Below are 18,568 nucleotides of genomic sequence, written 5' to 3'. Positions count from 1 at the left end.
GGCTGGCCATAAACCGTGCAGGAAGAAGAAAACACAAGATCTATCTTTCTGTTGAACGAAACCAGCAGATTGATCAGACTGTAAAAGTTATTCCTGTAGTATTTTAACGGCTGGGCAACCGATTCTCCCACTGCCTTGTAGGCTGCAAAATGAATAATTCCAGTTAAATCCGTGTTCTGTTCGGCAAATTCCTGAACAGCTTTATCATCCTGAAGATCAATCTCCTGAAATTCGAACCATTTCCCCGTAATCTCATGGAGCTGGGTCAGGATTTTGATGTTTGAGTTGGATAAATTATCAACGATAACCACTTCGTAACCTGCGTTGTGCAGTTCTACCACGGTATGCGAACCAATGTAACCCGTACCTCCGGTAACTAATATTTTAGACATCTTAACGATTAAATGTTGTAAAGTCTTTATGCTCAATCTTTGCCAAAGCTTGCTCTGGTAAAGATTTGAAGTATTCGTAAGTAATTTTTAAACCTTCTGCTCTACCAACTTTCGGCTCCCAGTTTAACAATGCTCTTGCTTTGGTAATATCCGGTCTTCTTTGTTTAGGATCATCTTGAGGAAGATCTCTGTAAACAATTTTTTGAGATGTGCCTGTAAGTTTAATAATCTCTTCGCAAAACTGCTTAATTGTAATCTCATCTGGATTGCCAATATTAACAGGTTGTGCATAATCAGACATTAACAAACGATAAATTCCTTCAATCAAATCATCAACATAGCAGAAAGATCTAGTCTGACTTCCGTCTCCGAAAACAGTTAAATCCTCTCCTCTTAACGCCTGACCGATAAATGCAGGAAGTACTCTCCCATCATTTAATCGCATTCTAGGACCATAAGTATTAAAAATTCTTATAATTCTGGTTTCCACACCGTGGAAAGTATGGTAGGCCATAGTGATGGCTTCTTGAAAACGTTTTGCCTCATCGTAAACACCGCGTGGACCTACTGGATTTACATTTCCCCAATATTCTTCTGGCTGTGGGTTTACACTTGGATCTCCATAAACTTCAGAAGTAGAAGCAATTAACATCCTTGCGCCTTTGGCTCTTGCCAAACCAAGTAAATTATGTGTGCCTAATGATCCAACTTTTAAGGTTTGAATCGGAATTTTCAAATAATCTATCGGACTTGCTGGAGATGCGAAGTGAAGAATATAATCTAGTTGACCGGGTACATGAACAAACTTGGAAACATCATGATTATAAAACTCAAAGTTTTCTAAGCTAAAAAGATGTTCAATATTGGCTAAATCTCCTGTAATCAGGTTATCCATACCAATTACATGGTAATTTTCTTTTATAAATCTATCGCACAAATGTGAGCCCAAAAAACCCGCTGCTCCAGTAATCAGTATTCTTTTACGTTCCATCTTAATCAATTAATTTTCTTCCGATACTGTTGTAATAATAACCCAAATCAATCATTTTCTGAAGATCGTAAAGATTACGGCCGTCAAAGATTACTTTGTTTTTTAAAATATTTTCAATTTTTTCAAAGTCTGGATTACGGAATACAGACCATTCTGTTGCAATTAAAAGTGCATCTGCACCTTCCAAAGCTTCATATTGGTTCTGCGCATATTTCACTTTATCTCCAATAACACCCTTTACATTTTCCATTCCTTCCGGATCAAAAACAGTAACTGTAGCACCATTTTTAACTAGCGCATCTATAATATAAAGTGCTGGTGCTTCGCGGATATCATCAGTTTCTGGTTTGAAGGCTAAGCCCCAAAGTGCAAAATGTTTGCCCTGAATATCGTTTTTGTAATATTTTAAAACTTTATCTACAATGATAGTTTTTTGTCTTTCGTTAACTTCCATAACCGATTTAAGGATCTGGAAATCATAAGTATTTTCATCTGCAGCCATTACTAGCGCCTGAACATCTTTTGGAAAGCATGAACCACCATAACCGATTCCAGGAAAAAGGAAACGTTTTCCAATTCTTTCATCTGATCCGATACCTTTTCTTACTGCATCTACATCAGCACCAACAAGTTCGCAAAGATTTGCAATCTCGTTCATGAAAGTAATCTTAGTTGCAAGGAATGAGTTTGCAGCATATTTAGTAAGTTCAGAAGAACGCTCATCCATAAATAGAATTGGATTTCCTTGGCGCACATAAGGACCATAAAGTTCAGTCATTAGTTTTTTTGCACGTTCGCTGGTTGTTCCTAAAACCACGCGATCTGGTTTCATAAAATCATCTACAGCTACACCTTCACGTAAAAACTCAGGGTTGGAAACCACATCAACCTCTATTGAAGTGTTAGCAGCAAAAACGGCTCTAACCTTATCGGCAGTACCAACCGGAACTGTAGACTTGTTTACGATGATTTTATATTCTGTTATCAATTTTGAAATGTCTTTTGCCGCACCCAAAATATAGGAAAGATCTGCAGCGCCATCTCCGCCTGGAGGCGTTGGAAGTGCCATAAAAATAATCTGGGCATCTTTTATAGCATCGGCAAGATTTGTTGTGAAAGTTAATCTTCCTTGTTCAATGTTTCTGTGGAACAATAAATCAAGACCTGGTTCGTAGATTGGAACTTCACCATTTTGCATTTTTTTTACTTTTGCATCGTTTATATCGACGCAAATTACATCGTTTCCGGTTTCAGACAGGCACGTTCCTGTTACTAAACCAACGTATCCTGTACCAACTACAGCTATTTTCATATATTTAATTAGGGTGTTTTAAATATTTTCGTTTTATCTTGCGACGAAGATAATAAATTACATTCAATGCTTTGGCTTTACTCATTAGGAATTAGATTATACTACGTAATTATTTGCTTTTTGTCAATTTTTCATACCAAAGCAAAGCTTTTTGTTAATGGTCGAAAAGATCTTTTCAATAAAATTGCAAAAAAAGTAAATCCAAATGAAAAGCACATTTGGTTTCACTTTGCTTCTCTGGGCGAATTTGAACAAGGTAGACCTGTATTGGAAGAACTGAAAAAGAAATTCCCCAATAAAAAAATTATTGTTACTTTTTTCTCTCCTTCGGGATACGAAATCAGAAAAAATTATGCGCTTGCAGATGTTTTCTATTTGCCAATTGATACCCCTAAAAACGCAAAGCGATTTATTGAAAGTATAAATCCAGAGATGGCGATTTTTACCAAATACGAATTTTGGCATTTCTACTTTACAGAACTTAAAAGGAAAGAAATCCCATTATATCTGATCTCAGGAATTTTCAGAGAAAGTCAAACTTTTTTTAAATGGTATGGCGGTTTTTACCGAGATATGCTAAAATGTGTTACCTATTTCTTTGTTCAGAATGAGGAAAGTGTAAACCTTTTAAAGTCAATTGGGATTGAGAATTGTACGCTTAGTGGCGATACTCGTTTTGATCGGGTTTATGAGAATGCTCAATCTCCAAAATCACTTCCAAAAATTGAAAGTTTTATAGGCAATTCTCCAGTATTAATCTGTGGAAGTACATGGCCGGAAGACGAAAAACTATTATCGACTTTGCCAGGAAAATATCCAGAATGGAAATTTATAATTGCACCGCACGAAATTGATTCCAATCATATCATTAATATTGAAAGGCAATTCCTTAATAGCAGTTTAAGGTTTTCGATTTTAAATACAACAGAAAATCCTCAAGCACAAATCCTTATCATCGATAATATTGGCATGTTATCTTCTCTTTATCGATATGGCAAACTTGCTTATATCGGTGGTGGCTTTGGTGCCGGAATCCATAATACTTTAGAGGCTGTAGCTTTTGGATTACCCGTGATTTTCGGGCCAAAATATGAGAAGTTTCAAGAAGCAAAAGATTTAATTTCGTTAGGTTCGGCTAAAAGCATATCTACTTCAGAAGAGTTAGAATTGGCATTTAGCGATTTTAAAAACAATCAGCCCGCATCAGAAAGCGCTAAGAAGTACGTTGAAGATAAAAAGGGATCTACTGATCAGATTATCGAAATGATTACGAAACCTTTACAGATTTTATAATCTCGTTTATGATTTCTGAAATATCTTGATTTATTTCTATCGTAATAACATCAGTTTCTTCATCTTTAGGTTCTTCTAAAACATCAAATTGACTTTTCAATAAACCTTTAGGCATGTAATGTCCTTTTCTCGAAGATAATCTAGATTCTATCAGTTCGAAGCTTCCTTTTAAATAAATGAAAATCAAATTTTCGTTTTCTGCACGGATAATATCCCTGTAAGATTTTTTCAAAGCCGAACAGGCTATAATACAGTTAATATTGTTATCGACTTCTCTTTTTCCAACCTCACCAATTAGTTTAAGCCAATCGTATCTATCGGCATCTGTAAGTGGAATTCCAGATGCCATTTTATCTATATTTCTTTGGCTGTGTAGATGATCGCCATCAATAAATTGAGCACTTATTTTTTGAGCAAGTGCTTCACCAATAGAGGTTTTACCACTTCCAGAAACGCCCATTAAGATGATTAATTTGGCCATTAATTAGTTGATCATTCCAGCTAATGCTTCAATAAAAACAGGACTATCGTTTAAGCTTTCTACCAGCTGAACGTGTTCTCCTCCTAAAGCTTTAAATTCTTCGTGATACTCTACAGTAATTTCGTATTGAGTTTCTAAACAATCAGCCACAAAAGCAGGACTAAAAACCAATAAGCGCTTTTTACCTTCGCCCGCTAATTTCTTTAAAACATCAGTTGTGTAAGGCTGTACCCATGGTTCTTTTCCCAATCTCGATTGAAAACAAACCGTATAATTTTCTCTAGATAAATTTAGTTCTTTAGCAATTAATCTTGCCGTATCATGTCCTTGAGCAGAGTAACAAAATTTATTGGTATCATTTAAAGTTTGGCAACAATCCGCGTTTTTCAAACAATAACTTCCAGTGTGATCACATTTTAATAACTGTCTCTCCGGTAATCCGTGGAAACTAAATAGAACATGATCGTAACTTTCTACATTATGTTTTCTTGCATTTTCGGCAAAAACTTTAATCATCAATTCATTATCATGGAAAGAATTAACAAATGAAATAGGTGGCACAGTTTGCCACTTACTTACCAATTCCATTACCAATTGCATTACTGAACCGGTACTTGCTGATGCATATTGCGGAAACATAGGAATTACCTGAATGCTTTCTACCAAACCAGCTTTTAAATTTGCTAGCGCTGAAGCGATTGAAGGACTTTGGTAGCGCATAGCCAATTCTACATGATATTCGTCACCCAGTCTCTCTTGAAGCATTTTTGCCTGCAATTGACTATAAAACAAAAGCGGAGAACCATTTTCATTCCATATTTCTCTATATAATTTGGCTGTTTTAGGACTGCGGAAAGGAACAATAATACCTTTTACCAATAATGTGCGGTTAAAAGCAGGAATATCGATCACCCTTTCATCCATTAGAAATTGATCTAAATATTTTTTAACGTCGGACACGGCAGGACTATCAGGTGTTCCTAAATTAACCAGTAAAATTCCCTTTTTGCTCATTTAGAATTAAGAATATGTTTTGTGTGGCAAATATCGACTTTTTATTGTTTTTTACCTATCGTAAAAATATGACAGTAGCCATTTTTTAGTCAAATTTGATCTTGCTTATTTAGACCTTGAAAATTTCAGAACTTGCGAAATCTATAAGGTTAAAATGAAAACACTTAACTTTTAGTTTTGTACAATTGCCACCAAGGCATGCCTGGTTTTTGATGATGTTCTAAATGATAACCAAAAAAATAACAAGTTATAAAAGCTATAAAATGATTTTTTTGAAGTGTAGATGAATGATATTCGTTATCGTGCTCTCCCTTGTGAGGTAAATAGGTTCCAAAATAAAATAATTGAAACGTACTCATTAACGAAGGTAAAACCCAAAACAATAAAAGATTTTCCTGATTAACCCAAATTTTTAAAACATTAAAGGCAACCGCCATAATTATGAGCTGAATTACAGTTACGTAATTCATCATAAAACTTAAATACCATCTCCAGAAGCCATGATTAGCGTAATCTGGATCTTCTTCTGTATGAACATGGCTATGGTGCTTATGGTGTTTGGTAAGTAAAGTATTATAGAAAAAGCCTGCATAAAGAAATACGGAAATATACCCGAGTATATTATTTACAGTTTTATTGCTCGAGATTGTTCCATGCATGGCATCATGTGCAGTAATAAATAAACCGGTGTACAAATGCATTTGAACAAGGATTAACAGATAGACCAAAGGATTGGTCCATACAAAATTCCAGGTTAAAAGAGAGTAAAGTAAGGTAAGCCAACAGCCAATTACCGTTAAAGCAACAATGATTCCTGTATATGATTTATTTATTTTCAATCGGTTTTTCTAATTTTAAGATGGATATAATTTAAACACTTAGAACCGAGAATTGATTTGGTAAAAGAAATTCCTAATATTGCTCTAGTGCAACTTTAACTTTTTCCATTAACCACATTGGTGTGGAAGTAGCACCACAAATGCCGATTTTATCATTTTCGGAAAACCAGGATTGATCTAGTTCTTCTACATTCGAGATAAAGTAGGAGTTGTCATTGTACTTTTTGCAAACATCATAAAGCACTTTTCCGTTGGATGATTTTTTACCTGAAACAAAAATGATTTTATCGTAATTGGCCACAAACTTCTCTAGCTCACCATAACGGTTGGAAACCTGTCTGCAAATTGTATCATTTGCTTTAACATCGTAACCACGACTTAGCAATTGATCTTTGATGTGATAAAATTTATCGGTGCTCTTAGTTGTTTGGCTGTACAAAGTAAATTTAGAAGGTAATTCAATGGTATCTAACTCAGCCAAATCTTGAAAAACAATTGCTTTTCCGTTAGTCTGTCCTTGTAAACCAATTACTTCGGCATGGCCATGTTTACCAAATATTAAAATCTGTTCGTCATCATCATGCGAATTCTTAATGCGATTTTGAAGTTTCAAAACCACTGGACATGATGCATCAATAAGAATTAAATTATTTTCTAAAGCAAGTTGATAAGTAGATGGAGCCTCACCATGCGCTCTAATTAAAACCTTTTCGTTTTTAAGCGTTTTTAAAACTTCGTGATCGATAATTTTTAAACCGCGAGCAGTTAATCTTTCTACTTCCTCGTCGTTATGTACAATATCACCCAAACAATATAAATAACCTTCACTATCTAAAATATCTTCGGCCATTTCTATAGCATAAACCACACCGAAGCAAAAGCCCGATGATTTATCTATGGTGACTTGTAAGTTGTAACTCATTGCATCACAAAATTAAGCAAAAAAATTTGTTCTCGTTGTCATGTATAAGACAACAAAAAATATTAATTGTGCTATAAACATAGTGCTTCCTACATATTTTTGCTGTTTTAAGCCCAATGCATAATAAAACTTCAATAAAATAACGGAAACAATAAACCAAGCTATAAAATTTTGAAGGGGAATTATGTGCCAATCCCAATGCCAATAATCAAATTTCATGGCTACAGGCTCTAAAAAGAAATCGAAAATTACTAAGGTTACAGACCCTAAAAAGGAAGCAAGAATACTATTTCTAATTTTAAGGCTCTTCATCATTTGCCCAATGCTAAAAATTAAGATCACCCAGTTTACGCCCATCAAAAGCGGAACCGCAGCAATTTTATATCCCAATGTATTTCCATAATAGTAACTGCCAAATATTTTCCCTGTATGAATTCCCAGCACTTCTACTAAAAAACCACAAAGAAAAACGCCAGAAACGAAGAGTAACAGTCTTTTGATATCGCCATTGTAAGAGAAAACGATAACGGCAAACATTAAAAGAAGATGGAAGGGAACCAACCTAATAAAATAAGGTTGTGCAACAGGGATTAAGAAACCCAATAAACCAACCAAATGAAAAACGATAATTAAAGCGACTGCTATTTTTTTAACTTTTAAATCTGCTTGATCGTTCTGCCCTTCCATGTGCCGGTTTTAAAAATGTACTTTTTTATAGAGATTAAAGAAATAATTAGGAAGAACAACATCTGCAACGGATGCAAAATCAAATTGATCAAAACGTTTTGTCCTGATAAAAAAGAGATCATTATTCTACCTAACACAATTAATGTTATTGGTAATACAAGTAAAGCTATATTAAAGTTTAAAACTAAAATTACTGGCCCAACAATTACCAAAAGCAAGTAAAGTAATAATATTATGATGTTATTACCAAAACCTGCAAGTAAATTTTTACTAAAGCCATTTAAACTTTCATTCAAATTTTTGTACATTCTACAGTAAATCATACCGTTGGCTAGCAAAGCCTCTGCATTATATTTTTCCTGCTTAACCTGCTTCATTACCTCTACATCTTCTACAACTTGATTTTTTACGCGTTCATGCCATAAATTTTCTCTGTAATTTGAAGCGTTAAAAAACATACATTGTCCGCTAGCTGCAGAAAATGCAGGGTTTGCAGAAAGTTTTACCAATCTAAGTGGAAGCAAATTCAACAGAATAAAATGCATTAATGGCACAGTAAGCTTTTCTCCTATCGTGAGCATTTGTTGATTGGTAAAAACGCTAAGCAAGGCCAATTTTCCAAGCTCCATTCGGTTAATTAAACTATTGATAAGCCCTCGTTTTATGGATTCATCTGCATCAATAAATAAAAAATATTTGCCCGTTGCCATTTGACTTAGTTGGTGGCAGGCAAAGTTTTTGCCTAGCCAACCGGCAGGAAGTTGATCTCCTTTTACAATTTTAAACTCTAGATTATTTTCGCAGAATTTTTGAACAATGGAAAATGTTTCATCTGTACTATCATCATCCAAAACAATCACTTCATAGTTAGAATAATCTTGTTCTTTTATAGATTGAAGTAATGCTACAATATTCTCTTGCTCATTTCTGGCAGGAATTAAAATGGAAACTTTATCGTGAAAATGTTTAATTACCCTTGGAAGTTTTGGGTTGGAGAGAAAGTTAAAAACGGTAACAGAAAACCGAATCACCAAAAAAATAAGGACTGCGTAAATAAAAATGGTCATTCGGTAATTTGAGTTTGTTTTATAACCGAGTTTTCATAATGTTTATTGTAGGCACTTTTTAATAATTGCAAACTTACGTACTCTTCGTTTTCCCAATTTTGAAGATAAGTATATGCGGATGCTTTTCTTTTTCCGAAGTAATCTATAAAGGTAGAGGCGAAAACGATATTGATTTTTTTCTGACTGGAATTGATCATTTGCATTACTCCTTTTTCAAAATTAATACTTTTAACATGATTGGAATAAAGTTTTCCCTGCGGAAATACCAAAACCAAATTCTGAGGATCATCTAACAAATTGCCAGCATAGTTTAAAGTTTCCAACACATCTTTCCCTTTATTTTCTGCTGCAAACGCCCCCAAATATTTAAGGAAACCAACTTTCATATAGTTATCTGAATTTACCAAAACATGAAAGGTTTTTTTGAATACTTTTTTATTGATGTAAAATAAAAAGAAACCATCCCACCAGCTAAAATGATTGGCCAATACAAGAATCGATGAGTCCTCTTTGAGTTCTATTTTATCGTAATTAAAAAGCGAAAAGTCTTTTTTGATGATGTATTGAATGTACCAAGAGAAAAAGTTATAAATTATTGTATTTTTTCGGGGATGATACATTGTGGGAAATTGCAAAAAATTAGCATCATTTGCAAATATTGGGTTTTAGACGTTTAACTTAAATAAACGCGATCCTCTTCGCCTTCAACATCCATAACAACATCAACGTGTTCTTTTAAAACAGTTGCAAGTTCTAATCCCACAAAATCAGTAGCAATTGGAAAAATTTTATGGCTTCTATCTACCAGCACAACTGTTCGGATTTTTTTGTGTGGCGTATTTAAGAAAACACCTAAACCGTAAGCCAGCGTTTTCCCGCTATTCAAAACATCATCTACAAGAATAATCACTTTGTTTTTCCAATGGCTTTCATCCAAATCAGTAGATGCAATAAGCTTACTGCTTTCTCTTTCCAAATCTATTCTAAGTAGAGTGATTTTTAAAGCACTGATTTTTTTGAGCACTTTTTCTAATCGTAAAGCCAGTTTATAGCCACGATCCCAAATACCAGCAAGTACAATTTCTTTCTCGTTTAAGTTGTCTTCCAAAATTTGGTAAGCTATACGATCGATTTTTTGTTGAATTTGCTTTTTATTAAGAATAAGTAATTGTGATGCGGCCATTTGTAAAAGGATTGAATACAAAAAGAACGATTTTAAGGGTGAAATTCAAACTATTTGAAAAATAAATTCAATTGTCTGCAACGTTTTTGGTTCACCTGCGTCTAATCAGTAACCTAAAAACAAAATCATGAAAAATTTAATCAGATCGTTTGCCTTACTATTTATAGTTACAAGTGGCTTTATTGCAAAAGCACAGGAAACAAAAAATGTTTCTGTTAAAAACTTTAGCCACATTGGAATAAGCAGTGGGATAGACTTGTATCTAACACAGGGAAACAATGAAAGCGTAAGCATTAAAACTGATGCAGAAACGATGAAAGATATTGTTGTAGAACAAAATGGCAGCAATTTAACCATCAAATTTAAAGATGGGATTAACTGGAGTGGCTTATTTAAAAATAGAATAATCAAGGCTTATGTTAATTATAAAACCTTAACGGGTTTGGCGGCTTCGGGCGGATCTGACGTTTACACTCAAAACACAATGAAAGTGAGCAAGCTTGCTATTCAATCTTCTGGCGGATCAGATTTAAAATTGAACATAGTTTGTACTGATCTTACCATTCAATCTAGCGGTGGAAGTGATTTAGATTTAACCGGTAAAGCAGAAAACATGACCTTACAATCTAGCGGAGGAAGCGACATTGATGCTTATGGATTAATAACTCAATATGCAAAGGTTTCAGCTTCAGGCGGATCGGATGTAAATATTTATGTAGAAAAAGGTTTAGAAGCTAGTGCCAGCGGTGGCGGTGATGTAAACTATAAAGGTAATGCTTCGCTTAAGAAAACATCAAGCTCTAAAAGTGGAGATGTTACCCACGTAAAATAATTTTAGTTTAGTTAATGATAAACGCTGTTTTGTGGATGCAAAACAGCGTTTTTTTTTAAAAAATGATTTCTAAAAATATATTTCGTTCGGCTTTAGTCTTTTAACTTTAAGCTTTTTTGTAAGGGTAATAAATGAAGTTTGCTCCTTCTGGAACAATTACAAAAACGCACATAAAATTTTCTGGCTTTTTATAAACCTTCAAAAACGGCTCGTATTTTTCTTTATTGATAATACCTTTTTCAACAAATTCTTCTAAAGTAGAAGCTTGAATGGTCCAATCGGTATTTAATTCCTCTTTATTTAGAATAATTTCGCCAATGCTTACCTCGTGTTGATGTGCAATAAATATTGGATGCGAAGAAATTCCCTCAACCATAATTTCTATTGCTACTTCTTTAATTGCATCTGCATAAAACTCTAAATCCTTTTCTAAACTAACTAATGGGCTTTTCTGTTTTTTTTGTGGTTCTCCACTCTCATCTGGGCTGAAATTACCTAATAATTCTTCACTCTCCATATTACTAAAATTTAATCTCCTTTTTTAATGTTACAAATTTAGTGTCGGCTAAACTATCCGTTAATAAACTGTAGCCTTGTTTCATTTGGACTATTCTTTTGCTTAGTGGATATTCATCTGAGCAATAATACATACTGCCACTTTTAACCAATTTCCAAATATTATTTTTTAATGAAAACAGATTTACGCTAGTCCAACAACTACTAAACCATTCTGGTCTTAACAACAATTCTGCTTTACCATCGCCATCTAAATCATTTGCTAAATATAAATCTGCACCAATTGCATTTTTATAAGTTAGCTCAGGCAAATTATTGCTAAAATATATTTTAATACTATATTCCTTTTGTTTGTCACCAATATCCCCATCTATTATTTTATTTCCAACCACAAATGCGGTGTCAATTTCATTAAGAATAATTGTATCGATTTTCTGGATATTATAATCGATTTTAATTTCATTTACTGATTGAGATTTATCGTTGCAAGCCATAAATAAAGCAATAACAAGCGCATAAACTAAGCTCTTTTTCAAGATTTCAGCTTCAATAAAACTACATTTTCTACGTGTTGTGTGTGTGGAAACATATCTACAGGTTTAATACGCACAACATCATATTTTTCATTTAACAATTCTAAATCTCTTGCTTGCGTAGCGGCATTACAGCTTACATAAACAATTTTTTCTGATTCCATTTCCAGCAAACGCTTTACCACGTCGGTATGCATGCCCGCTCTCGGAGGATCGGTAATTACAACATCAGGTTTTCCATGTGCAAGGATAAATTCTGAGGTTAAAATATCCTTCATATCACCGGCATAAAAGATCGTATTTTCAATTCCGTTTAATTCTGAATTGAATTTAGCATCTTCAATAGCAGTTGGAACATACTCTACTCCTACTACCTGTTTTACATTTTTAGCGATAAAATTTGCTATTGTTCCTGCACCTGTATATAAATCGTACACCAATTCATCACCCTTAAACGCTGCAAAATCTCTAGTGATTTTATAAAGTTCAAAAGCTTGCTCTGAGTTGGTTTGGTAAAAAGACTTTACGCCAATTTTGAAGCGGATGCCATCCATTTCCTCAAAAATATGATCGCGGCCTGCAAATGTGATTACCTCCTGATCAAAAATAGTATCGTTTTTCTTTTGATTAATGATATATAAAAGTGAAGTAATCTGTGGAAATTCAGCTTTCAAGAAATTCATCAGTCCATCTACTTGCTCTTGCTCTGGATAGGCAAAAATTACCGCTACCATAACTTCGCCAGTAGTAGAAGTGCGGATAATTAAATTACGTAAAACGCCTTCATGGTTTCTTAAATCATAAAACGATAAGCTATTTTCCAAAGCGTATTTACGAACAGAATTTCTGATTGAATTAGAAGGTTCATCTTGTAAATAACAGTGCTCGATATCCAAAATTTTATCAAAACGTAATGGAACGTGAAAACCCAAAGCATTCATATCGAAATCTTCATCGCGTTCTATATCTGTTCTATCCAACCAACGTTTATTCGAAAATGTAAACTCGAGTTTGTTGCGGTAATATCTATTTTTTGCTGAACCTAAAATGGGCTCTGCTGATGAAGTATCTATTTTACCAAGACGCTGTAAGGCAGCCTCAACATTTTTCTGCTTAAATTTTAACTGAGAATCGTAACCCATGTGTTGCCACTTACAGCCACCACAGGTACCGAAGTGAGGACAAAAAGGATCGGTACGTAATGCAGATTTCTCATGCAAAGTTTCTATTATGGCCTCTGCAAAGTTTTTTTTCTTTTTGGTCAATTTAACATCAACCACATCACCAGGGACTGCTTTATCTACAAAGATAACCAATTCATCAGCCTTGCCAACACCTTTACCTTCTTCTGCAATATCAATTATGTGTACGTTTGGAATTATTGTTACCGTACCAGGTTTTCTTCTACTCATTATGCCGCAAAGATAAGGGTTAAAGCTGAAAGACTAAAGCAGAAAGCAAACATCAGAATGAATACAAATAGATCGAAGAAGAAAATGTTAAAAGCGGAAAGACTAAATCGGAATTAACACACGAATGTTTAAATATTTGATGATAAATGATCAGAAAATATTAAAAGTTTTAAATTATAGGGCACTAAATTTTTAAGCGAACAAGAAATGCTCGGCAAGAAAAAATTTCGATTTTAAAAATTATTTTCCAAAAAATTTAAATGCTACGCCCCAAAAGCCGTCTAACCAATTAAAATTTAGGTCAAATTTTTCATCTACTTGTACAGAAAACTCTAATATTTCTTTGCTCATGATAAAAAACCTATCTATTTAAGCAATAATACAAAATTCATACCGAAAACCAAAACGGTACATATTAATTTTGAGTTAATTTTACATCAATTAAGCATAAGAGTTCTTTCAACATTAAAATTATTTAAAAGACATTGATGATCAGATTGTTATTTGAATAATAGATATAAAACTGTAACTTAATATATCATTTCACATAAAAAGGAGGTTCATCATGAACGTTATCCGTAAAATTGAACATTGGGGAGATGTTCATCACTCAAAATGGCTAGATTTTCTTAGAATTTTACTCGGCCTAATTATTTTTGCTAAAGGTATTTCATTTGTAAGTGCTACCTCAGTTCTTCAAAATTTAATTACACAAAACAATGTATTCGGCTTTTCCAGCGTAATGATTACCGTTGGAATTCACCTTGTAGCATTTGCCCATTTGGTTGGTGGCTTACTTATTATTTTGGGCCTTGTAACACGGTTTGCAGTTGTTATTCAGATTCCAATTTTAGTGTTCGCCGTATTTTTTATTAACCTAACTCCAGGTTTTTCCATGCCCAATTCAGAATTGTGGCTTTCTGTACTGGTTCTATTTTTACTCATTTTATTTTGGGTAATTGGTTCTGGTCCACTTTCGGTTGATGAAGGATTAAAAAACAAAACTGGAAAGCGTTACGCCTAAGCCAGATTAATTATTCTTAGTATCTTTCGGCTTGATATTTTGTACATGAAAACGAAGATACTTTTTGCACTGCTTTTCGCGGGATTAGCAAGTTACGCCCAAAGTCCAAGCGACCAATATTTCAATTTAACAAGAGCTGGTTTCAAGGAAAAAAATGCTTTTGAAACAACAGCGTTTGTAGAAAAGTATTTTCGTGTTCCGGGCAATACGGGCTTTAATGCCAGTATTCACTATGTGGAAAATATTTTGAAAAAGGCAGGATTTGTAGAGCAGAAGCAAAATGAATCTGAATCGCCACTTACTTATCGCATAGAAAAAAGGGCGATGAAAAATAATACTTGGGAACCAGTTGATGCTAACATTAATATTATTGGAGCGTCTACCCCTCTGATTACCTTCAAAACCAACCGCAATATGATTCCCATAAATTGCGGCTCTACTCCTGCTTCTGGAGTAATGGCAGAAGTTGTTTATATAGAAAAGATTGTTCCATCAGAACTAGAGAAAATGGACTTAAAGGGTAAAATCCTTTTTTCTGAAAATAATCCATCAAGGCTACTTTCAATTGCAACGAAAGCAGGCGCCATTGGTGTTTTAGGGTACTCTATGCCCAAATATACACAGCCCGAAAAACATCAAACGTCTATTCAATTTGGAAGCATGAAAGCCAATAGCGAGGTGTGGACTTTACTTCTATCTTACGCAGCAAAAGAAAGATTAAAAGCGAACTGTTTAGAAGGTGTAACCAAACTTAAAGTTAATATAGAAACCAAAATTTATCCATCAGAAGAGCTTACCATAGTTGCAAACATTAGAGGAAGCCTAAAACCTGATGAAAGATTTGTTTTTAGTGCACATGTACAAGAGCCTGGAGCTAACGATAATGCAAGTGGAGTTGGAACCTTAGCAGAAATGGCTCGATTAACAGCCGAACTTTATAAATCGAAGAAAATTACACCTCAGCGCACCCTTACTTTTTTATGGGGAGATGAGATCGTTTCGACCAGACGCTACATTACTGAAGATACACTTCGATCAAAAGGAATTTTATGGGGAATGAGTTTGGATATGGTTGGTGAAGACACACAAAAAACTGGCGGATCTTTTTTAATCGAGAAAATGCCAGATCCTTCTGCAATTTGGACTAGAGGCACAGATAAACATACTGAATGGGGTGCGGGCGATGTTACCGAAAAAGATCTTTTCCCTCATTATTTTAACGATTTTATATTCGATATCTGTAAAACACAGGGCAAATTTGCCAATTGGACAGTAAATTACAATCCATTTGAAGGTGGAAGCGACCATACCCCTTTTCTTCAACACAAAATCCCTGGGCTATTGATGTGGCATTTTACCGATGTTTTTTATCATACAGATAATGATAGAATAGATAAAGTATCTCCAATTGAAATGAAAAATGTGGGCATTAGTGGCTTAACTGCTGCTTACACTTTAATTTCTGCTGATGAAAATACGGCTACAGCAATAGTTACCCAAGTTAAAAATGATGCTTTAACTCGACTTAAAACAGAATTTGAATTAAGTAAAAAAGCAATATCCGACGGTAAATCAGCTTCAGATGAAAAACATATTGTAGAGGTTTGGAGTAAATGGTATGTGGACGCACTCGCTACAATTGCAACAATGCCTGTTAATAAAGAAACCACAAAAGTTGGATCTGCCATTAAATTCGCAACTCTAGAAATTGAAAAGCAAACGAAATTGTATTTAGATGAGTTGAAGTAACTAATTCTTATAATTAGCCCAAATACGAAATTGTGTTGCTCTAGCAGAATTAACTCTTTAGCCAATAGACAAAATCATATCAAGATTATATACTTCAACTTTTTTTTTGGACAACTCTTTTATCTTCTTTTCGAACTATTTCCAAATTGGAAACAGTTGATTGATCTAGTTTCCCACTATGAAAATATTACCAATATGTTTGTTGATAGCAGGAATTTGAACTCCAAACACAGTTGCAATCTGCTTCTGAGTTTGCCAAACTGTATCGTTTTGCAACGCAACATCAATAGCTGGCTGGCCATTTCCTGTTTTAAAAAAATAATTCACCCTTATTCATTGTTTTAATGATACCATAATATTTGAAATAATTTATTTCATAATTTAGCGCCATGCCTAAACCAAAAGCAATAATTATAGGAGCCGGAATTGCTGGAATCTCTTCTGCAATAAGAATGGCAACAAAGGGTTTTGATGTTGATGTTTTCGAATCCAATGCTTTTCCTGGCGGTAAGCTTGCAGAAATTAATACAGGAGGATTTAGATTTGATGCAGGTCCGAGTCTTTTTACCATGCCCCAATATGTTGATGAACTTTTTAAATTGGCGGGCAAAAATCCAACAGATTATTTTGAATACGAAAGATTAGAAGAAATTTGTAGATACTTTTATGAAGATGGCTTAAAACTTACTGCAGTTGCAGACTTAAATAAATTTGCTGACGAGATTGAAACGAAAACAAATTCTACAGCTAAAGAGGTAAATACTTATTTAAAAAAAAGTGAAACCATTTATAAAGTAACGCATAAAGTTTTTTTAGAGAGAACACTTCATAAAATCAAAAGCTACATCCATTGGGACACTTTTGAATCTGTTTTTAGATTTGGTCAAATTGATGCTTTTAGAACTCAAAGCGAAGCAAATAATTCTCTTTTTAAGGATAAAAGAGTTGCACAACTTTTTAACCGATACGCGACCTATAATGGTTCAGATCCTTATCAGGCACCCGCAACATTAAATGTAATTCCACATTTCGAATTCCATTTTGGAGCCTTTTTGCCAAGTAAAGGCATGTACAGTATCACAACTTCTTTGGTAAAACTGGCAGAAGATCTAGGTGTGAAATTTCAATACAATAAACCAGTTGGTGAGATAAAATATTCAGCAGAAAACAAACTTAAGGTTGAGGGAATTATCTGCGATGAGGAATTTATAAAAGCAGATGTTGTGATTTCAAATCTAGACATCTGGTTTACTTACAAAAATTTATTAAAGAATTTTCCTGCACCAAAAAAGCTCCTACAGCAAGAGCGAAGTAGCTCTGCCTTGATTTTTTACTGGGGAGTAAAAGGCATCCATCCAGAATTGGGTTTGCACAATATCCTTTTCGCTGAAAATTATAAAGCTGAATTTGACTCTATTTGGAAAGAGAAAACTATTTACCATGATCCTACAGTTTACATTAACATCACATCGAAATACATTAAAAGTGATGCACCAGAAAATTGCGAGAATTGGTTTGTGATGATCAATGTTCCATCCAATAGCGGACAAAGTTGGGATGTACTAATTGCCGAGGCAAGAGAAAATATTCTCAATAAAATAAATCGAATCCTTAAAAAAGACATTGCAAAATCCATTGTTTTCGAGCAGATTTTAGATCCTAGAAGTATTGAAGCTAAAACTGGTTCCTACCAAGGTTCTCTTTACGGTAATAGTTCGAATAATCAATTCGCAGCTTTTTTAAGGCACCCTAACTTCAGTTCCAAAATAAAAAATATGTACTTCTGTGGCGGAAGTGTTCATCCCGGAGGAGGTATTCCATTGGCATTACTTTCGGCTAAAATTATTGACGAGAATTTGAACATTCCTAAATCTTAAAAAGATACATTTGCCAATCACCGTATTAAATTAAAACTATGAATTTTCACACACGTAAATGGATAAAACCAGAAGATTTAAATCCTAATGGTGGATTATTTGGCGGAAGCCTTTTAAAATGGATTGATGAAGAAGCTGCAATCTATGCAATCGTTCAACTGGAAAACCCAAAGGTTGTAACCAAATATATGTCTGAAATTAACTTTGTAAGCTCGGGTAAACTTGGCGATATTATTGAAATGGGCATTACAGCTACTGCTTTCGGTACAACTTCTATCACGATGTGTTGCGAGGTTAGAAATAAAATTACCAGAAAAAGTATTTTAACAATCGATAAAATAGTTTTCGTAAACATTAACGATTATGGCGATCCGACTCCGCATGGAAAAACCAAAATTAAATACATCGAAGAGCAATTTGCTCAAGAAGATGAGAAAGAGTAAA

The 18,568-nt window shown here is 34.2% G+C and carries 20 protein-coding genes and 1 pseudogene; 6 read left to right on the top strand and 15 right to left on the bottom strand.

Annotation, left to right across the window (positions count from 1 at the left end):
• The 3 genes and pseudogenes from H7U22_RS23205 to H7U22_RS19285 all read right to left on the bottom strand — a co-directional run.
• A pseudogene (locus H7U22_RS23205) lies at positions 1-332 on the bottom strand (NAD-dependent epimerase/dehydratase family protein); the annotation flags it as partial.
• Positions 333-393: 61 nt separating this feature from the next.
• Positions 394-1,383, bottom strand: coding sequence for a UDP-glucuronic acid decarboxylase family protein (locus H7U22_RS19290; RefSeq protein WP_187072979.1), 990 nt, complete (start codon positions 1,381-1,383; stop codon positions 394-396).
• 1 nt (position 1,384) lies between these two features.
• Positions 1,385-2,695 (bottom strand): UDP-glucose dehydrogenase family protein, encoded by a 1,311-nt coding sequence (locus H7U22_RS19285; protein WP_187072978.1) that lies wholly within the window; start codon positions 2,693-2,695, stop codon positions 1,385-1,387.
• 66 nt (positions 2,696-2,761) lie between these two features.
• Between H7U22_RS19285 and H7U22_RS19280 the strand changes: the two genes are divergently transcribed.
• A complete protein-coding gene (locus tag H7U22_RS19280; RefSeq protein WP_187072977.1) occupies positions 2,762-3,988 on the top strand; it encodes a 3-deoxy-D-manno-octulosonic acid transferase in 1,227 nt (408 codons plus the stop codon).
• Here the strand turns inward: H7U22_RS19280 and H7U22_RS19275 are convergent.
• The 8 genes from H7U22_RS19275 to H7U22_RS19240 all read right to left on the bottom strand — a co-directional run bounded on the left by H7U22_RS19275 (position 3,963) and on the right by H7U22_RS19240 (position 10,181).
• On the bottom strand, positions 3,963-4,469 hold the full coding sequence (locus H7U22_RS19275; protein ID WP_187072976.1) for a gluconokinase: 507 nt from the start codon (positions 4,467-4,469) through the stop codon (positions 3,963-3,965). The genes H7U22_RS19280 and H7U22_RS19275 overlap by 26 nt on opposite strands.
• A gap of 3 nt (positions 4,470-4,472) precedes the next feature.
• Positions 4,473-5,483 carry a ferrochelatase gene (gene hemH, locus H7U22_RS19270; RefSeq protein WP_187072975.1) on the bottom strand — a complete coding sequence of 337 codons (1,011 nt, stop codon included), beginning with the start codon at positions 5,481-5,483 and terminating at the stop codon, positions 4,473-4,475.
• Positions 5,484-5,647: 164 nt separating this feature from the next.
• Positions 5,648-6,322: a fatty acid desaturase gene (locus tag H7U22_RS19265; RefSeq protein WP_187072974.1), complete on the bottom strand. Its 675-nt coding sequence runs from the start codon at positions 6,320-6,322 to the stop codon at positions 5,648-5,650.
• 73 nt (positions 6,323-6,395) lie between these two features.
• A complete protein-coding gene (locus tag H7U22_RS19260; protein WP_187072973.1) occupies positions 6,396-7,244 on the bottom strand; it encodes a 4-hydroxy-3-methylbut-2-enyl diphosphate reductase in 849 nt (282 codons plus the stop codon).
• Between the two features lie 12 nt (positions 7,245-7,256).
• Complete coding sequence (locus H7U22_RS19255; RefSeq protein WP_187072972.1) at positions 7,257-7,931, bottom strand: carotenoid biosynthesis protein; 675 nt, start codon at positions 7,929-7,931, stop codon at positions 7,257-7,259.
• Positions 7,901-8,998, bottom strand: coding sequence for a glycosyltransferase (locus tag H7U22_RS19250; protein ID WP_187072971.1), 1,098 nt, complete (start codon positions 8,996-8,998; stop codon positions 7,901-7,903). The genes H7U22_RS19255 and H7U22_RS19250 overlap by 31 nt, the downstream gene beginning before the upstream one ends.
• Positions 8,995-9,618 (bottom strand): 1-acyl-sn-glycerol-3-phosphate acyltransferase, encoded by a 624-nt coding sequence (locus tag H7U22_RS19245; protein WP_187072970.1) that lies wholly within the window; start codon positions 9,616-9,618, stop codon positions 8,995-8,997. Before H7U22_RS19245 ends, H7U22_RS19250 begins: the two co-directional genes overlap by 4 nt.
• Positions 9,619-9,671: 53 nt before the next feature.
• A complete protein-coding gene (locus tag H7U22_RS19240) occupies positions 9,672-10,181 on the bottom strand; it encodes a phosphoribosyltransferase family protein (protein ID WP_187072969.1) in 510 nt (169 codons plus the stop codon).
• 127 nt (positions 10,182-10,308) lie between these two features.
• Between H7U22_RS19240 and H7U22_RS19235 the strand changes: the two genes are divergently transcribed.
• Positions 10,309-11,013, top strand: coding sequence for a head GIN domain-containing protein (locus tag H7U22_RS19235; RefSeq protein WP_187072968.1), 705 nt, complete (start codon positions 10,309-10,311; stop codon positions 11,011-11,013).
• Between the two features lie 106 nt (positions 11,014-11,119).
• Here H7U22_RS19235 and H7U22_RS19230 read toward each other — a convergent pair whose 3' ends face one another.
• The 4 genes from H7U22_RS19230 to H7U22_RS19215 form a co-directional block, all read right to left on the bottom strand.
• Positions 11,120-11,530, bottom strand: a complete 411-nt coding sequence (locus H7U22_RS19230; protein ID WP_187072967.1) for a hypothetical protein — start codon at positions 11,528-11,530, stop codon at positions 11,120-11,122.
• A 4-nt stretch (positions 11,531-11,534) separates the two neighbouring features.
• On the bottom strand, positions 11,535-12,065 hold the full coding sequence (locus tag H7U22_RS19225; RefSeq protein ID WP_187072966.1) for a hypothetical protein: 531 nt from the start codon (positions 12,063-12,065) through the stop codon (positions 11,535-11,537).
• Positions 12,062-13,474, bottom strand: a complete 1,413-nt coding sequence (gene rlmD, locus H7U22_RS19220) for a 23S rRNA (uracil(1939)-C(5))-methyltransferase RlmD (RefSeq protein ID WP_187072965.1) — start codon at positions 13,472-13,474, stop codon at positions 12,062-12,064. The genes H7U22_RS19225 and rlmD overlap by 4 nt, the downstream gene beginning before the upstream one ends.
• A 240-nt stretch (positions 13,475-13,714) precedes the next feature.
• Positions 13,715-13,825 (bottom strand): phenylalanyl-tRNA synthetase subunit alpha, encoded by a 111-nt coding sequence (locus H7U22_RS19215; protein WP_187072964.1) that lies wholly within the window; start codon positions 13,823-13,825, stop codon positions 13,715-13,717.
• Positions 13,826-14,039: 214 nt separating this feature from the next.
• Here H7U22_RS19215 and H7U22_RS19210 point away from each other — a divergent pair, with 214 nt between their 5' ends.
• The 4 genes from H7U22_RS19210 (at position 14,040) to H7U22_RS19195 (ending at position 18,567) form a co-directional block, all read left to right on the top strand.
• The gene (locus H7U22_RS19210) at positions 14,040-14,498 is read left to right on the top strand and encodes a DoxX family protein (RefSeq protein ID WP_187072963.1); all 459 of its coding nucleotides are present in this window, start codon (positions 14,040-14,042) and stop codon (positions 14,496-14,498) included.
• Positions 14,499-14,543: 45 nt separating this feature from the next.
• Positions 14,544-16,247: a M28 family peptidase gene (locus H7U22_RS19205; protein WP_187072962.1), complete on the top strand. Its 1,704-nt coding sequence runs from the start codon at positions 14,544-14,546 to the stop codon at positions 16,245-16,247.
• Positions 16,248-16,636: 389 nt separating this feature from the next.
• A complete protein-coding gene (gene crtD / locus H7U22_RS19200; RefSeq protein WP_187072961.1) occupies positions 16,637-18,124 on the top strand; it encodes a 1-hydroxycarotenoid 3,4-desaturase CrtD in 1,488 nt (495 codons plus the stop codon).
• Positions 18,125-18,162: 38 nt separating this feature from the next.
• Complete coding sequence (locus H7U22_RS19195; RefSeq protein ID WP_187072960.1) at positions 18,163-18,567, top strand: acyl-CoA thioesterase; 405 nt, start codon at positions 18,163-18,165, stop codon at positions 18,565-18,567.
• Position 18,568: the final 1 nt, after the last annotated feature.

It is taken from the genome of Pedobacter fastidiosus, from assembly GCF_014306625.1.
GTDB lineage: Bacteria > Bacteroidota > Bacteroidia > Sphingobacteriales > Sphingobacteriaceae > Pedobacter > Pedobacter fastidiosus.
The sequence above is the reverse complement of the archived record's forward strand: the minus strand, read 5'-3'. Positions and strand labels throughout refer to the sequence as shown.

What these genes read in the sequence shown, in the direction of transcription:
- H7U22_RS19230 (WP_187072967.1), bottom strand. Translation starts at nt 11,530, where the DNA reads ATGGAGAGTGAAGAATTATTAGGTAATTTCAGCCCAGATGAGAGTGGA.
- H7U22_RS19260 (WP_187072973.1), bottom strand. Translation starts at nt 7,244, where the DNA reads ATGAGTTACAACTTACAAGTCACCATAGATAAATCATCGGGCTTTTGC.
- H7U22_RS19195 (WP_187072960.1), top strand. Translation starts at nt 18,163, where the DNA reads ATGAATTTTCACACACGTAAATGGATAAAACCAGAAGATTTAAATCCT.
- rlmD (WP_187072965.1), bottom strand. Translation starts at nt 13,474, where the DNA reads ATGAGTAGAAGAAAACCTGGTACGGTAACAATAATTCCAAACGTACAC.
- H7U22_RS19285 (WP_187072978.1), bottom strand. Translation starts at nt 2,695, where the DNA reads ATGAAAATAGCTGTAGTTGGTACAGGATACGTTGGTTTAGTAACAGGA.
- H7U22_RS19245 (WP_187072970.1), bottom strand. Translation starts at nt 9,618, where the DNA reads ATGTATCATCCCCGAAAAAATACAATAATTTATAACTTTTTCTCTTGG.
- crtD (WP_187072961.1), top strand. Translation starts at nt 16,637, where the DNA reads ATGCCTAAACCAAAAGCAATAATTATAGGAGCCGGAATTGCTGGAATC.
- H7U22_RS19280 (WP_187072977.1), top strand. Translation starts at nt 2,762, where the DNA reads ATGCTTTGGCTTTACTCATTAGGAATTAGATTATACTACGTAATTATT.
- H7U22_RS19235 (WP_187072968.1), top strand. Translation starts at nt 10,309, where the DNA reads ATGAAAAATTTAATCAGATCGTTTGCCTTACTATTTATAGTTACAAGT.
- H7U22_RS19290 (WP_187072979.1), bottom strand. Translation starts at nt 1,383, where the DNA reads ATGGAACGTAAAAGAATACTGATTACTGGAGCAGCGGGTTTTTTGGGC.
- H7U22_RS19240 (WP_187072969.1), bottom strand. Translation starts at nt 10,181, where the DNA reads ATGGCCGCATCACAATTACTTATTCTTAATAAAAAGCAAATTCAACAA.
- hemH (WP_187072975.1), bottom strand. Translation starts at nt 5,483, where the DNA reads ATGAGCAAAAAGGGAATTTTACTGGTTAATTTAGGAACACCTGATAGT.
- H7U22_RS19275 (WP_187072976.1), bottom strand. Translation starts at nt 4,469, where the DNA reads ATGGCCAAATTAATCATCTTAATGGGCGTTTCTGGAAGTGGTAAAACC.
- H7U22_RS19255 (WP_187072972.1), bottom strand. Translation starts at nt 7,931, where the DNA reads ATGGAAGGGCAGAACGATCAAGCAGATTTAAAAGTTAAAAAAATAGCA.
- H7U22_RS19250 (WP_187072971.1), bottom strand. Translation starts at nt 8,998, where the DNA reads ATGACCATTTTTATTTACGCAGTCCTTATTTTTTTGGTGATTCGGTTT.
- H7U22_RS19205 (WP_187072962.1), top strand. Translation starts at nt 14,544, where the DNA reads ATGAAAACGAAGATACTTTTTGCACTGCTTTTCGCGGGATTAGCAAGT.
- H7U22_RS19215 (WP_187072964.1), bottom strand. Translation starts at nt 13,825, where the DNA reads ATGAGCAAAGAAATATTAGAGTTTTCTGTACAAGTAGATGAAAAATTT.
- H7U22_RS19210 (WP_187072963.1), top strand. Translation starts at nt 14,040, where the DNA reads ATGAACGTTATCCGTAAAATTGAACATTGGGGAGATGTTCATCACTCA.